Origin of the sequence: Aeromonas sp. s5, assembly GCF_040907865.1 — a bacterium.
Lineage (GTDB): Bacteria > Pseudomonadota > Gammaproteobacteria > Enterobacterales > Aeromonadaceae > Aeromonas > Aeromonas dhakensis.
This window is the reverse complement of record NZ_JBFOCO010000033.1, coordinates 174218-188213: the sequence shown is the minus strand read 5'-3', so window position 1 is coordinate 188213 and position 13996 is coordinate 174218. Positions and strand designations below refer to the sequence as shown.

At 63.9% G+C, this 13996-nt stretch carries 13 protein-coding genes; 1 reads left to right on the top strand and 12 read right to left on the bottom strand.

The window, feature by feature from the left end:
* Window positions 1-68: 68 nt before the first annotated feature.
* Complete coding sequence (locus tag AB5Y94_RS20210) at window positions 69-1847, bottom strand: M3 family oligoendopeptidase (protein WP_368206419.1); 1779 nt, start codon at window positions 1845-1847, stop codon at window positions 69-71.
* 181 nt (window positions 1848-2028) lie between these two features.
* Complete coding sequence (locus tag AB5Y94_RS20205; protein WP_017786777.1) at window positions 2029-2946, bottom strand: DUF808 domain-containing protein; 918 nt, start codon at window positions 2944-2946, stop codon at window positions 2029-2031.
* 204 nt (window positions 2947-3150) lie between these two features.
* On the opposite strand from AB5Y94_RS20205, the gene AB5Y94_RS20200 reads away from it, so the two are divergent.
* Entirely contained in the window at window positions 3151-3753 is a 603-nt protein-coding gene (locus tag AB5Y94_RS20200; RefSeq protein WP_329268378.1) for a DUF924 family protein, read from the top strand.
* 49 nt (window positions 3754-3802) lie between these two features.
* On the opposite strand, the gene AB5Y94_RS20195 is transcribed toward AB5Y94_RS20200, so the two are convergent.
* The 10 genes from AB5Y94_RS20195 to hinT all read right to left on the bottom strand — a co-directional run bounded on the left by AB5Y94_RS20195 (window position 3803) and on the right by hinT (window position 13891).
* Window positions 3803-5422: a methyl-accepting chemotaxis protein gene (locus tag AB5Y94_RS20195; protein ID WP_017784064.1), complete on the bottom strand. Its 1620-nt coding sequence runs from the start codon at window positions 5420-5422 to the stop codon at window positions 3803-3805.
* A gap of 307 nt (window positions 5423-5729) precedes the next feature.
* A complete protein-coding gene (gene secF, locus AB5Y94_RS20190; protein ID WP_005302136.1) occupies window positions 5730-6644 on the bottom strand; it encodes a protein translocase subunit SecF in 915 nt (304 codons plus the stop codon).
* A gap of 112 nt (window positions 6645-6756) precedes the next feature.
* A complete protein-coding gene (secD, locus tag AB5Y94_RS20185; RefSeq protein WP_368206418.1) occupies window positions 6757-8559 on the bottom strand; it encodes a protein translocase subunit SecD in 1803 nt (600 codons plus the stop codon).
* Window positions 8560-8706: 147 nt separating this feature from the next.
* Window positions 8707-9213 carry a hypothetical protein gene (locus tag AB5Y94_RS20180; protein WP_368206417.1) on the bottom strand — a complete coding sequence of 169 codons (507 nt, stop codon included), beginning with the start codon at window positions 9211-9213 and terminating at the stop codon, window positions 8707-8709.
* A 67-nt stretch (window positions 9214-9280) separates the two neighbouring features.
* Window positions 9281-10138, bottom strand: coding sequence for a DUF6279 family lipoprotein (locus AB5Y94_RS20175; RefSeq protein ID WP_017764232.1), 858 nt, complete (start codon window positions 10136-10138; stop codon window positions 9281-9283).
* A gap of 62 nt (window positions 10139-10200) precedes the next feature.
* Window positions 10201-11055: a phosphotransferase gene (locus AB5Y94_RS20170; RefSeq protein ID WP_368206416.1), complete on the bottom strand. Its 855-nt coding sequence runs from the start codon at window positions 11053-11055 to the stop codon at window positions 10201-10203.
* Window positions 11045-11641, bottom strand: a complete 597-nt coding sequence (gene lpoB, locus AB5Y94_RS20165) for a penicillin-binding protein activator LpoB (RefSeq protein WP_005302153.1) — start codon at window positions 11639-11641, stop codon at window positions 11045-11047. The genes AB5Y94_RS20170 and lpoB overlap by 11 nt, the downstream gene beginning before the upstream one ends.
* The gene (locus AB5Y94_RS20160; RefSeq protein ID WP_017764229.1) at window positions 11641-12039 is read right to left on the bottom strand and encodes a YcfL family protein; all 399 of its coding nucleotides are present in this window, start codon (window positions 12037-12039) and stop codon (window positions 11641-11643) included. Before AB5Y94_RS20160 ends, lpoB begins: the two co-directional genes overlap by 1 nt.
* A 68-nt stretch (window positions 12040-12107) precedes the next feature.
* Window positions 12108-13541 carry a COG3014 family protein gene (locus AB5Y94_RS20155; RefSeq protein ID WP_368206415.1) on the bottom strand — a complete coding sequence of 478 codons (1434 nt, stop codon included), beginning with the start codon at window positions 13539-13541 and terminating at the stop codon, window positions 12108-12110.
* Entirely contained in the window at window positions 13541-13891 is a 351-nt protein-coding gene (gene hinT / locus AB5Y94_RS20150; RefSeq protein ID WP_010633658.1) for a purine nucleoside phosphoramidase, read from the bottom strand. Before hinT ends, AB5Y94_RS20155 begins: the two co-directional genes overlap by 1 nt.
* Between the last annotated feature and the right edge of the window lie 105 nt (window positions 13892-13996).

Here is a 13996-nt window from a genome sequence, read left to right as displayed (position 1 = left end):
GGCCGGGCCCCGTTGAATGTGCGTGGCGAGCCACAGGCCCGCCACCAGGATAAAAACGGCCGGGCTACCTACACCAGCCGCTCGAGGCGGGCGACCGCCTCTTCCACATAATCGAGGCTCTCCTGCCAGAAGGCGGGCTCACGAATGTCGACCCCCAGGTGCTTCTCCACCAGCTCTTCTGCACTCATACGGCCGGTGTCGCGCAGCAGCTCCCGATAGGCGTGGACGAACTCGCGCCCCGCCCGCGCCTGCTGGGCATAGAGCCCCAGGCTGAACAGGTAGCCAAACAGATAGGGGTAGTTGTAGAACCCGAGCTCGGCGATGGAGAAGTGGCCCTTGCTGGCCCAGAACAGCTCGTCATATTGACTCAGGGTGTCACCATACCACTGCTGCTGCGCCGATTTCATCATCTGCCGCAGCTGGCCGGCCCCCACGTAGCCCTCCTCCCGCGCCGCCACCAGGGTCCGCTCGAAGGTAAAGCGGGCCGGCACGTCGAGCAGCAGGCTGGCGGCCCGCTCCCCGTCCAGCCAGGCGATGGCCCGGCGCTGCTCCATGTTGTCGGTGGCCGCCAGCAGGGCATCGCGCACCAGCGCCTCGGCAAACAGGGAAGCTGTCTCCGCCAGCGTCTTGGGGTAGTCACGCTGCTCCAACGGCAACTCCCGCATCAGCCAGCTGTGCCAGGCGTGCCCCAACTCATGAGCGAGCGTGATGACGTTGTCCAGGGTCCCCTCGAAGGTGAGAAACACCCGCGGCTCGGGCGGCTCGGCATACTCGGTGCTGTAGGCGCCGCTGCGCCTCTGTTCGCTCGGGGCAGCGTCAATCCAGCCATTGGCCGCCATCATGCGGGCAAACGCCCCCATCTCGGGATCAAACCCGGCGAAGGCATCGGCCACCAGGGTCAGCGCCTGCTCGAAGCTGATGAGGCTGCTCGCCCCGACAGGCGCCGGGGCATAGAGATCCCAGGGGGCGAAGTCGTTGATCTGCTGGGCGCAGGCCATGGCGCGCAGGGCGCGCCGCCCCAGCTCCTTGTGCTCGCCGGCCGCCGTCATCAGGGTCTCCAGGGTGGCCCGCTCCAGGTGCCCCTGATGGCAGGAGAGATCGAGCGCATCCCACTTGCGTTCCTTGCCGCGCTGGCGAGCCAGCTCGTTGCGCCAGCCGTTGATGGCGTTGAGGATGGCGGCCACCGTCTCCTGCTCCGCCCCCCAGGCCGCCTGGATGGCGTGCCAGGCCGCGGCGCGCCGAGACCGCTGCGGGTGGGCCAGCAGGTTGTCCGCCTGGGCCAGCCCCATGGGCTGCCCCTCCACCACCGGCCTGAGCCTTCCTACCAGGCCACCGTAGAGATCCCCCCACCCCTGCAGGCCATCCACGCTCAGCCCCGCGATCAGCTGCTCGCTCTCGAGCGACAACCACTGATCCCGCTGGCGCCGGTCGTGGCGAATGGCGTAGGCGAGCTCGAACAGCTCGGGATCCTGCAGCAGGGCGCGTACCTGCTCCTCGGGGGCACGCACCCAGAACAGGGCCACCGGTTTGCAGAGCTGGGCCAGGCTTGCCTGCAACTGCTGGCCGCGGGAGAGCAGCAGCCGGGCCGCCTCGTCGCGCCCGTCCCGGCTGAGCCGGTTGTAGCCGTAGGTCTGCCAGTTCCACTCCAGCAGGCGTACCTCGCGCCAGCAGGCCCGGATGGCCCGCAGCAGATGGCGCAAGGCATTGGTGTCGTTGGTCTTGGGCAGTTCATCCAGCAGGGGTCGCAGGCGCTTCATGGCCTCGCGGGCACGCTGGAAGTCGGCGTCGATCGCCGGGCAGTCGGGGGTGGCATAGATGTGATCATCCTGCCAAACGGGTGGTTTCATGACGTTCCTTGTCTGTTTGCATCCATGTGGGTTGACCCCGCCTCTGTGAGCGGGTGTCAACCGGATAGTACGAAAGGAGGCCGGCCCTTGCCTAGCCCCCATCCGAGGCAACAGACGAGACAGTATCTGACGGGATGACCCGCTATCGCGGAAATGCCTACCGACAGTCAGGCCACTCGCACTATTTGGCTGGCTTGAGCTTGCTCACCAGGGTCATAGCCAGCACCAGCACCAGCCCGGCCACCACGCCGGCCACGGCGTTGAGCAGGGTCGGCGTCACCAGTGCGAGGGCAGCGCCGACCGCAGGCAGGGTGGCCACGGCAGCGGCAGCCCCTTCAATCAGGTGGTGCACGAAAGGCCAACCATGCACCAGGATGCCGCCCCCCACCATGAACATGGCGATGGTGCCGACCAGCGCCAGCAGGTGCATCAGCCGTGGCGCCGTCACCAGCAGCCCCTGCCCCACCGCCCGGCGCAGGGCGCCACCATCGGGCTTTTGCAGCAGGTGCAGGCCGATGTCGTCGAGCTTGACGATGAGCCCCACCAGGCCGTAGACCCCCACTGTCATCAATACGGCAATGCCCGCCACCACCGACAGTTGCAGTGCCAGGCTGGCTCCCTGCACGGTGCCGAGGGCGATGACGATGATCTCGGCCGAGAGGATAAAATCGGTGCGAATGGCCCCCTTCACCTTCTGCTGCTCGAAGGCGACCAAATCATCGGGAATGGATGCGGTATGCGCCTCCCCCTCGCTCGCCTCATGGGGCAGAAACTTGTGGGCCAGCTTCTCGGCCCCCTCGAAACAGAGGTAGGCGCCCCCCAGCATCAGGAGCGGGGTGATGAGCCAGGGCACCAGGGCGCTGATGGCGATGGCGGCAGGCACCAGAATAAGCTTGTTGCGAAACGACCCCTTGGCCACCGCCCACACCACCGGCAGCTCCCGCTCGGCGCGCACCCCGGAAACCTGCTCGGCGTTGAGGGCCAGATCGTCCCCCAGCACCCCGGCGGTCTTCTTCGCCGCCACCTTGGTCATCAACGCCACATCGTCGAGTACGCTGGCAATATCGTCAATCAGGGCCAACAAACTGGTTCCGGCCATATCAGAAAATCCTCATCAGGGTAGTCAGGGTCCCACGGTTCACCGGCGGCAACTGCCGATGTCGAGAGCGATGCCGGCCGAAGGGGGATCCCTATTGCGGGAAAAGATGGCACAGTGTAACCAGAAGCCGCCCGTTCGGCAGCAACCACATCAGGGTCATTTGGCCTTGATTCATCCGGTGCCCGCAGGCCCAAGGAGTGTTCCATGCAACCCTGGCAACCGCTGCTCACATTCTGGTTTGGCGAAGAGAGTGACGACGTCACCCGCGCCAAACGCCAAGCGCCCCTCTGGTGGGGCAAAAACAGCGACACCGACGCCCTGCTCGCCAGTCGCTTCGGTGACCAGGCCTCAGCAGCCGCCGCCGGCGAGCTCGCCCACTGGGCCGAGGCGGCCGAGGGCCGGCTGGCCCTGATCCTGCTGCTGGACCAGCTGCCGCGCAACATCCATCGGGGCACTCCGGCCGCCTTTGCCCAGGATGCCAAGGCGCGGGATCTCTGCCTCAAGGGGCTCTCGCTGGGAGCGGATCTGGCGCTGCCACCGCTGGAACGGGTCTTTTTCTACCTGCCGCTGGAGCACGCCGAATCCCGCGAGCAGCAGGCCAGAAGCGTGACCCTGTTCGAGGGACTGGCAGCCGAACAGGCTGACGGCCCGGCGCAGGAGACCTTCGCCGGCTTTGCCGACTTTGCCCGCCGCCATCAGGTGATCGTCGAGCGTTTTGGCCGCTTCCCCCATCGCAACGCCATCCTGGGCCGCGCGAGCACAGCGGAAGAGACCGACTTCCTGCTGCAACCGGGGTCAGGTTTCTGACCCATAAAAAAATCCCCGCCATGTGGCGGGGAGCTGGCACCCATAGTGATCACTGAATGCGATAACGAGAGATCTGCTGGTGAATATTCTCGGTGGTCACATTCAACTCTTCCGCCGCAGCCGATGTCTCTTCCGCCGTGCTGCTGGTCTGTTGGACCACCTGGGCAATCTGCTCCACCTGATGGGCAATGGACTCCGCCGCCGAGCTTTGTTCGCGAATCGCGATGGTGATCTCACCGACCTGATCCATGACGCGATGGGAAGCATGACGGATCTGGGTAATGATCTCCCCGCTTTCAGTGGCCATGGCCACCCCCTGCGCCACTTTCTCTTCCACCTGAACCATCTTGGTCACCGTGAGCTGGGAGCCCTGTTGAATCGCCTCCACCGTCTCCGAGATCTCCCTGGTCGATTGGGCCGTCCGCTCCGCCAGTTTACGCACCTCGTCAGCCACCACGGCAAAACCTCGACCCTGTTCACCCGCTCGCGCGGCTTCAATGGCCGCATTCAACGCCAACAAGTTGGTCTGCCCCGCCACATCGCTGATCACGTTCACCACGCCACCGATCCGGGAAATGCCATCACCCAATGCCGACACTTCGCTGGAAGCCTGACGAATGGCCTCTGCGATCTCGTTGATGGCTTTCACCGTTCTGTCTATCGTGGTCCCCCCATCGCTGGCGAGCTTGCCGGATTCATTGGTGATGCGGCTGGCCTCCTGGGTTCGCTGGGAAATATCCGTGATGCTCACCGTCATCTCCTCCACCCCGGCGGCAATGAGACTGGTGGCATCGTTGGCCTGGCTCGCCGACGAGGCAAGGTGATGAGCCGCCTGGGAGAGCGACTCGGCCGTGCTTTTTATCTGCAGGCTGCCCACTGAAAACTCGGTAAAGGTTTGCTGCAAGGTGTCCAGCAGACGGTTGACGGCCGAGAGGGTCAGGCCAATCTCATCTTGCTGGGCCACCTTGGCCCGCAAGGTAAAGTTCAAATTGTGCTGAATATCGGAGAGCGTCGCCATTGCCAGTCGCAGTGGATTGGCGACCTGTCTGAACAACCAGATAAACAGCACCAGGGTCAATATTCCGGTACCGCACGAAATAAACAGCATGGTCTGGAGGCTATTGTCGTAGTTCTTTTCACCCTGCAGTTTGACTGCAGCCCCCAAATCAATATTGAATTTCACATGTTTATCTATGGCCTTGGAAAACTGCTCGAACAGTGGCATGACATTGCTGGCGATAAAGTCTCTGGCCTCGGTGTTTTTATTATCGCGAGACAATATCAGGACCTTTTCTATCTCCTGATAATATTGCTCGATGATGCGCTGATCATCCGTCGTCAGTTGCCGATCCTCTTCATTGGAGAGCATCTCTGCTTGGTATTTTTGCAACAGAGAGCGGATTTCAGTACGCAGATCTGCAATGCCCGTCTCAATCTGATTCATCTTGCTGTTGTCGGTATTGAGCACATGGGTCTGGATCAAGGCGTGCAATGCGTAAAAATCGGCTTGTACCTGTTTGATGAGGGAGATGCTGGGCACCGTATTGTCGGTGACATAACCGAGATCAGTGTCGGCAGCAGAGAGTCGGTTGATGCTAAACCAGCTGAGAAAGGTCAGGGCCAGCATAACCAGCAGGGCAATGAGTTGAAGCCGGCGAGCAATGTTCATAAAGGCATACTCCGTTAATAAACTCCATTGCAGTGTAGACGATGGGCAACCTCCGGATGGCCCGTAAAATGTGCGCTTCCTTGCACATCTGTCACTGCTGTCAGCCCTCGCGTTTCACCCGCTGCCGATGGTCAGATCCAGGCCCGAAAATAACCTCGCAGGCTGAATGTGAATGCGAAAAAGACCCGGTTACGACTGCGCCGGCCAGCCAATAAAAAAGAAGGAAGACATGTCGTCTTCCTTCTCGCTATTTATCTTCGCTCGGGATGACCCGGCAGGCCCGCAGTGTGACGGCCGTCGATGAAGGTCACGCCGCCTCCGCCAGCTCCTCTTCTTTTTTCTGGTAAGCCTGCGGCGTGAGCCCCAGCAGCTCCTGCACGGTGGAGGCCACCGTAATGGAGGAGATGGTGCCCACCAGGATGCCGGCGAACAGGGTGAAGGAGAAACCGTAGAGGGCGTCACCGCCGAACAGCAGCAGGGCCCCCACCGTGAACAAGGTGGTGCCCGAGGTGATCATGGTGCGGCTGAAGGTGGCCTTGATGGCCACGTCGGAGCAGTCGTGGATCCCCATCTGGGTGCGCGAGCTGAGCAGGTCCCGCAAGCGGTCGGAGATGACGATGCTGTCGTTGAGCGAGTATCCGATCACCGCCATCAGGCCGGCGATGACGTTGAGATCGAACTCGATGTTGAACAGCGCCAGCAGCCCCAGCGCCACCAGGCCGTCGTGCAGCACCGACACCAGGATGCCGATGGCTTGGCGCCACTCGAAGCGCACCGCCAGGTAGGCGGAGATGGCCAAGGAGGCCACCAGCACCGCCAGCATCCCCTGCTGGAACAGCTCGGCGCCCACCTGGGGGCCAACGATGGTGGTGCGCAGCAGCTCCACCGGCAGGTTGAGCTGCTGACCCAGCATCACCGCCAGCTCTTCGGCCGGCCAGGGCAGCTCGTGGGGCGGCAGCTTGATCAGCCACTCGCCGGGCACGCCGGCGCCATGCAGCTCGACTACGCCCGCCAGGGGGGCCGTCAACAGGGCGTTGAGCTCATGGGCCTCCTTCAGGGTCTGGATGCGAAACTCCAGCAGGATGCCGCCGGTGAAGTCGAGACCGAGGGAGAGGCCGTTGATGGCAAGCACCGCGATGCTCGCCACGGTCAGCAGCACGGAGGCCCACAGGCCGATGTAACGCCAGCGGGTCAACCCCATGGCAATGATCATTCTCAGCATTCTTCTTCCCTCGACAGCAGATGGCTCTGGCTTCCCGCAGGGAAGCGCGTGACGCGGGCGCGGAGCAGGCTCGAACGCGCGGCGCGATGACACAGGTGGTGATCCGTCATGGTCACACCCTCAGCAGCTTGGCGCTGCTCTTGCCCCACAGGGGGTTGATGATGGCGCGCGTGCCCCAGATGCCGGTCACCATGCTGGAGATGAGACCCAGGATCAGGGTGATGGAGAAGCCCTGCAGCGGCCCGGAGCCAATGGCATAGAGCACCACGGCGCAGATCAGGGTAGTGATGTTGGCATCGAAAATGGTGCGAAACGCGGAGCGATAACCAAAATCGATGGCGTTGGCCAGCGAGCCCCCTTCCCGCAACCGGTCCTTAATCCGCTCAAAAATGAGCACATGAGTATCCACCGCCATGCCGACGGTGAGCACCAGGCCGGCGATCCCCGGCAGGGTCAGCACGGCCCCCGGCAGCACTGCCAGCATCCCAACCTGCATCAAGAGGTTGGCGATGAGCGCCGTGATGGCGACCCAGCCGAACTTGCGATACCAGGCCATCATGAACAGCATCATGCCCGCCATGCCGAACGCCAGCGCGGTGAAGCCCGCCTCGATGTTCTGCAGACCCAGGGTCGGGCCTATGCTGCGCTCTTCCAGGATCTTGAGGGGCGCGGTGAGGGCGCCGGCCCGCAGCAGCATGGCCAGCTCCTGAGCTTCCGGTACGCTGCCAATCCCGGTGATGCGGAACTGGTTGCCAAGGGCGGTCTGGATGGTGGCGACGTTGATCACCTCGCTCTGGGCCCGCAGCTTGCCCTGGGCGTTGGTCTTGTACTCGGTGAAGACGGTGGCCATCGGCTTGCCCACGTGCTGGCGGCTGAACTGGTTCATCTTGCTGCCACCCAGGCCGTCGAGCACGATGTTGACCTGGGGTTGCCCCATCTCGCCCATGTTGGCGCGGGCATCGACGATGTGCTCACCGGTCAGCACCGGCTTGCGAGCCAAGCCAATCGCCTGGCCGCTGCGATCCGCCATGAAGAAGCGGCTGTCGGCCTGGGCTTCGTAGAAGGCCAGCGAGGCGGTGGCCCCGATCACCTCTTTCGCCTGCTTGGGATTGTGCACCCCCGGCAGTTCGATGCGGATGCCGTCCTGCCCCTGGCGCTGGACCGAGGCCTCGACGATGCCAAGCTCGTTGATCCGCTTTTTCAGGATCGACAGGTTCTGGGTCACCGCGTTGTTGGCCAGCAGGGTACGCTCGGCCTCGCTCATCACCAGCCGCAGCTCGTTGCCGCTGCGCTTGAGGGTCCACTGATCCTGGCGGGTGCCGGCGGAATCCTTGATGATGGTGAGCCAGGGCGCCTGATCGGCCACCTCAGGCAGAGTTACCCTCACCTCCCCTTCGCTCACCCTGGCCACGTTGGCGCCGCGCAGGCGCGCCTCGCGAAACTGGGTGCGCAGCATGTCCACCAGGTTCTTGGTCTGGTTGTCGATAACGAAGCTCAGATCGACCCCGATCAGCAGCTGGGAGCCACCGCGCAGATCCAGCCCGAGCTTGATGGGGGCGGCGCCGAGCTGGCTGATCCAGCCCGGGGCGTTGGAGTAGAACTCCAGGGTCAGCGCCGAGCTGTCATAGCCCTGCTGCTCCAGCAGCTGCTTGGCGCGCTGCTGCTCGGCCTGGCTGGCAAACACCAGCTCGACCCGCTCGCCCTGCTGCACCTGCTTCTGCGGCTCGATGCGGTTGTCGGCCAGCAGGGTACGCTGCGCCTCGGTCAGGCTGGTCTGGCCGTGCAGACCGAGGGAGGGCTGCTCACCGAAGAAGGTGGGCAGGGAGTAAAAGGTAAAGGTGAGCAGCATGAGCAGCAGCAGGGCGTACTGCCACATATTCATACGGTTCAAGGTGATACGACTCTTTTTTCTCATGAAATCAGCCTCTGTCAGGAGAAGGCGGCGCACTCGCCACGCTGGCGGTACGCAAAAAAACAGGAATGAGACAGTGGCCCGTTCACGCGCGGTGATCAGGCATCAGGCGGCGATGAGGTGGTACGAAAGGACCTGACCCCATCGGGATCAGGCGAGGTAACTCTGACAGAAACGGTATTGCAGGTGCTGGCGTTGCAACCGGTGCCGATGGATGGTGGCGAACCGATCGCGGAAACTGTGTTTGCGATAGAAGAGGGCGGCATAGAACAGCAGGCCGCACAGCAGCAGCAGGATCGCCTGCTGGGACCAGCTGGTGACAAGCTCGTACACCACGCTGCCGGGCTGGTTATCGCTGCGCAGGGAGTGTTCGAGCCGCAGCAGATGATTCTGGTGGGAGCTGACGAACTTGACGATGCCGTCGTCGCTGTCGCTGGCACTGTGGATCACCTGGCCGCCATCGGACGGCGCCGCGGCGTCATCCATCAACTGGCCATGCTGGGCGTGATGCTGGGATACGGGCAGGGAAAACCCCTCCACCGAGAGGGTGGAGAACAACAGAGCGAGGGTGATTAGCAGGCTCATCAGCGCCAGTTTCACTTTGTCGGTCAGGTTCAAAAAGTTAATTCCCGCATAATAGAAAGGGCAAACTACCACAGGGGGCCCGTTGGAACAAGGATGAAGGGGGTCGCCAACCCCCTTCCCCACAGGCTGACCGCAACCATCATCCCTCAGACATCTGCCTGAAATCGCGGGCATATCCCTTGAGCAGGCTGTAGAGATGGGCCCGCTGGGAGATGTCCAGCGACTGGCTGAGATCGCTCAGCCAGTTGACGGTGCGCTGGCGCGACTGGTCGGTATAGCCGGTGAAGCGGCCATCCATCAGACCGTCTCCCTGTTGCAGCAGGGCGGTGAGCTGGGCGCCGAAGTCCTGGCTCTGGCGCTGCTTCATCAGCCGATCCAGCTCCTTGGTCCAGGCGGTCTGAAACTCAAGCCAGGGGGCCTGCAGTTCGTACTGCCACTGGGCCCACTGGGCCACCAGCGGAGCCTGGGCCGGTTTCACCTCGCCAATCCAGAACACCAGCCGCTCGTTCATCTTGTCGCGAAACTCCTTGAGCATCTCCTCCCTGGGCTTGTCGGCAAACTCCTTTTCCCGCTCTGCCTGACGGGTCAGCCTGTCCTTCATGAACATGGCCACCTGCGCCTCGGTCAGGGTGCGCGCCAGCCGCACGGCCCGCGGCACAGTGTCCTCCAGGGTACGGGTCAGGCTCTGCTGGGCCGCATCCAGATGGCGGGAGACCTGGGCCGGGGTCATGGGGCTCGCCACCGCCTTGGCCAGCGCATCGAGATCCTTGGCGTAGCGCGGCACCTCATACTGGCGGTGCCAAGCCATCAACCCCTTCACTTCGTTGTCCAACAGCCGCTTCTGGCTGCGATCCAGCGAGAAGTAGTCGTCCAGCTGCCAGACGATGGCCACGTCGAGCCAGTAATAGACGACCCGGGTGGAGCAGCCGGCCAGCAGCAGACAGAGCAGCAGCAGACTCCAGCTACTGGGCTTGCGCCAGGAAAAGGTGGTCACCATGCAGGGCTCCAATGTTGATGAAACAGGGTTGTCGATACGGATGATTCACAATGCCTGACCCTCTACTCCAGCCGCTGCCGGTTGAGATCGATCAGCGCCTGGTAGTCAGGCCCCGGCTGCTGCTCGGCCATCAGCAGCGCCCACAGCAGCCCTATGTAGTCGACCCAGGGCAAAAAGGCCCGGCTCTGAAAGCCGCGCGGGCCGACCTGCGCCCCAGCCCGCTCGCAGTAGGCCTGCTCCAGTGCCTCGCGCTGGGCCTCCTGCCAGTTGTGGGTGCGCTGGATGCTGGCCACCTCGAAACCGGGATGCCCGGCGGCGCCATACTCCCAGTCGATGACCCAGGGCCGGCTCCCCAACAAATTAGCCGGATTGAGATCATGATGGCAAGGGAGCCAGCAATCGGCAGGCTCGCGGCTGGCCAGCAGCCCCCGCTCCAGCGCCGGCAACCAGGGCGGCACCCGGGCCAGCCGGCCACGATAGCCGGCGCTGTGAGCCCGCACCGCCATCACCACGCTCGGCACCGGCAACCGGTGCAGCCGCGTCAGCACCCCGGCCAGCAGCGCTGGCTGCACCTCGGCCGGGGGCGGCGCCGCCAGCCAGTTCGGCTCGTCGCACCAGTCCAGCAGCATCAGGCCAGTGGCGGGATCGCTGTGATGGCAGGGCAAGGCCAGCCCCTGCCCCACGGCCCCCTGATAGAGCTGCCATTCGGTGGCCCGGTCGATGCCAAGGCGCACCGGATCGGGGTGGCCCTGGCGCAAAAAGTGGCTGCGCCCCGAGGGGAGGCGCAGTCGATAGTTGCAGTTGGTCAGGCCGCTGGCCAATGGCTCCAGCCGACCCGAGCGCCAGGGTGGCGGCAGGCGGGACAGCAGGGCGCGCTCGGCGGCCGCCAGAGAGCCCTCGCTCGACTTACCAGCCAAAGGTGGACTTCTTGGCCTGCTTGCGGATCTCCTTCTGATCGGCCCACAGCAGCTCGCCGTTTTGCAGATCCATCAGGTTCATGGTCATCTGGTAGTAGACATCCTTCACCTTGCCGTTGTCCTTGACGATGCTGGCGAGGTTGCCATAGACCATGTAGCGGGCGCCAGTCTGCTTGCCCAGGCGCACCATGGAGGCAGGATCCACCATGCCGCTGCTCTGCTGGTATTCGAGCTGCTGCTTGACCGCCGCCACCTTGCTCATGTCGACGAAGCGGAACTTGCCGGCGCGCAGCAGCTTGGTGCGGATGGTGTCGGTGATGGCCTCGGTGTCGATATGCTCGGAGGTCTTGTTGCGGATGGAGTCCATGAACATCACCGGACGGCCGCCGGCGGTGATCTCGCTGGTGGCCGGCGACGCCAGCATGGAATCCGCCATCTTGTCGGCGATGGCCTGCAGATCGCTGGAACCGTAATCGACGGTCACCGTCTCGGTTTCGGTCGGATCGCCATAGCTGACGGTGGTGCTGGAGCAGCCGCCCAGCAGCAGGGCGCCAGTCAGGATCAGCAGGGCATGATTCATTTTCATCAGTAGGATTCCTCAATCACTTCGCGTACGTAAATCCGGTAGCCCCGGGCGGCCGGGCTCGGCGCCAGGGCAGACAGGGTGCGGGTCTGATAGCCGTGCAGCTTGAGCGGCGTCCAGCCGCGGCCATCGCTGGCCACCTCCTGCCCCGCCTCATCATACCAATAGAACAGGTACTGCAGCTTGTTGTCACCGCGCTGGGTGCTGGCCGCCGCCACATTGACCTGCAGCAGGCCGTTTTGTTCGCGCCGGCTGAGCTCGGTCAGGGTGACATTGACGTTTTGATGCTGCTCCGCCACTGGCGCGGCGCCCGGTGCCCCATAGAGCGCCACGCCGGAGGTATTGGTGGCGCAGCCCGCCAGCAGCAGAACCAGGCCCAGAGCCAACCCGTGTGCTTTCATCTTGCTCTCCTTGCCGGCGACCCCGATGGGCCCGACCGGTCACTCATGTGTATTGCCATCGTTCGCCGTTACAGCGGCATCACCCGCGTCGTCAGCCCGGCACCGAGCCGCTGCACCCACACCAGGGTGGTGCGTCCCTGGTGAATGGTGAGCGGCAATTGCCGCTGGGCTGCCCCCGCCCCCAAGGTGAGCTTCACCTCGCCCGCCGGCAGCATCCCCTGCCAGCTCGCTGCCTGGGCCGGCAGCGTCAGCCAGCTGCGGGTGTCAGCCCGCTCCGAGAGGGTATTGAAGATGCCGACCAGAATGTTGCCCACATCGCCCCCCTCCTTGGCGGCGGTGCGCCGCACCTGCTCCTTGGCCACCAGCCGCAGCGCCTGGCGGGTCAGCATGCCGGGCAGCCGCTCCTGCAGATCTTTGGCCGCCAGCGCCTCCAGCCTGACCAGCTCGCTGGTCTGCTCGACCCGCTTGCCCACCGAGACCGTGAGCGGCCCTGTGTCGGTGGCCCGATTATCGTAATAGGGGATGGCGACGGTAAAGGTGCGAAAATCGCCGCCTGAGGTGGCGATGGGCAGCGGCAGGAACAGCTCGCGCCGTGCCGGGATCAACCCATCTTCAAACAGCACCACCAGCTGGCCCTGATCCTTGGCCAGGGGCGGTGCCTTGCGGCCCACCTTTTTCTCGGTCTCGCGGATCTCGTCCGCGGCGCCCCGCAGCACAGCCAGGCGCAGCAAGGCATCCTGCAGGCTCCGGTTGTCCGGCGCTATCTGGTAACCACGCTGATAGTCGACCCAGGCATCGTTGAGATCGCCGGCCGCCTCATAGAGCACGCCGGAGAAATAGAAGGTGTAGGCGTTCTGAAAACCGTTCTTGACCCGCCCGATCAGCCGGTCGAGCTCGGGGGCGCCGCGCGACATCAGCTGGCGCATCTCCCCTTCAGTTGCGGTATCCGCCTCGGCCTCTTCGCTCTCATTCTTTGCCTTGCGCACCTCGTCGGCGCGCCGTTTGAGGGCCTGCTCCTGCACCTGGTTGGCGCGGCGCACCTCCACCAGAGCGCCCTCGGCATCCCCGCGCTGCAGGTAGTTGAGAGCCAGATAGTGGTGCAGCATGGTGCGCTCGTAGTCCGGCGCCCGGTAGGCCATGGTCTGGTCATTGGTGAGCAGGCTGCCCGCCTGGGCCAGCCCCTGGCTGACCCGGTACTCGGCCTGATTGTCTTCCCACGCCAGCCGGCTGTCGGCGGCGGCAAAGGCCTGCTTGCTGGCGACATCCTGACTCGCCAGCCAGGCGATGCGCCCCTGCTCCAGCCGGTCCAGCACATAGGTATCGTCCCCCGGCGTGGAGTCGCGCACCTCGGGCAGCGCCTCGGCGGCATGACCCAGCAGCAGCTGGTTGCGCAGCGGCACCATCTGATCGGAATAGGAGACGAACATGTCTTGCCAGTGGGAGGCGCAGCCCCCCAGCAGGGAACCGGCCAGCAGCAGACCGGCCAGTGGCAGGCGCGGCATCACAGGCTGAGCAGGGGTCCCAGCGGCTGGCCGCCGACCAGATGCAGGTGGATGTGGTAGACCTCCTGCCCGCCGTGGCGGTTGCAGTTCATGATGAGGCGGTAGCCATCCTCGGCAATGCCCGCCTCGCTGGCCAGCTTGCGGGCCACGGTGAACATCCGGCCCAGCGCCAGCTCGTGATCCGGCTCCACGTCGTTGACGGTGGGGATCAGCACGTTGGGGATGATCAGGATATGGGTCTTGGCCTTGGGCTGGATGTCGCGAAAGGCGGTCACCAGGTCGTCTTGATAAAGGATGTCGGCGGGGATCTCTTTGCGGATGATTTTGCTGAAAATGGTTTCTTGCGCCATGGATAACTCCTTTATATGAAAAAGAAAATTCAATGCCTGTCTCAAGCGGTTCCAACGCCCGTCATCAAGGCCCGGCAAGTGTGACACAAGCCGACATTTGACACA

Coding starts and splice junctions, on each gene's coding strand:
- AB5Y94_RS20210 (WP_368206419.1), bottom strand. CDS start 1,847: ATGAAACCACCCGTTTGGCAGGATGATCACATCTATGCCACCCCCGAC.
- AB5Y94_RS20205 (WP_017786777.1), bottom strand. CDS start 2,946: ATGGCCGGAACCAGTTTGTTGGCCCTGATTGACGATATTGCCAGCGTA.
- AB5Y94_RS20200 (WP_329268378.1), top strand. CDS start 3,151: ATGCAACCCTGGCAACCGCTGCTCACATTCTGGTTTGGCGAAGAGAGT.
- AB5Y94_RS20195 (WP_017784064.1), bottom strand. CDS start 5,422: ATGAACATTGCTCGCCGGCTTCAACTCATTGCCCTGCTGGTTATGCTG.
- secF (WP_005302136.1), bottom strand. CDS start 6,644: ATGCTGAGAATGATCATTGCCATGGGGTTGACCCGCTGGCGTTACATC.
- secD (WP_368206418.1), bottom strand. CDS start 8,559: ATGAGAAAAAAGAGTCGTATCACCTTGAACCGTATGAATATGTGGCAG.
- AB5Y94_RS20175 (WP_017764232.1), bottom strand. CDS start 10,138: ATGGTGACCACCTTTTCCTGGCGCAAGCCCAGTAGCTGGAGTCTGCTG.
- lpoB (WP_005302153.1), bottom strand. CDS start 11,641: ATGAAAATGAATCATGCCCTGCTGATCCTGACTGGCGCCCTGCTGCTG.
- AB5Y94_RS20160 (WP_017764229.1), bottom strand. CDS start 12,039: ATGAAAGCACACGGGTTGGCTCTGGGCCTGGTTCTGCTGCTGGCGGGC.
- AB5Y94_RS20155 (WP_368206415.1), bottom strand. CDS start 13,541: ATGCCGCGCCTGCCACTGGCCGGTCTGCTGCTGGCCGGTTCCCTGCTG.
- hinT (WP_010633658.1), bottom strand. CDS start 13,891: ATGGCGCAAGAAACCATTTTCAGCAAAATCATCCGCAAAGAGATCCCC.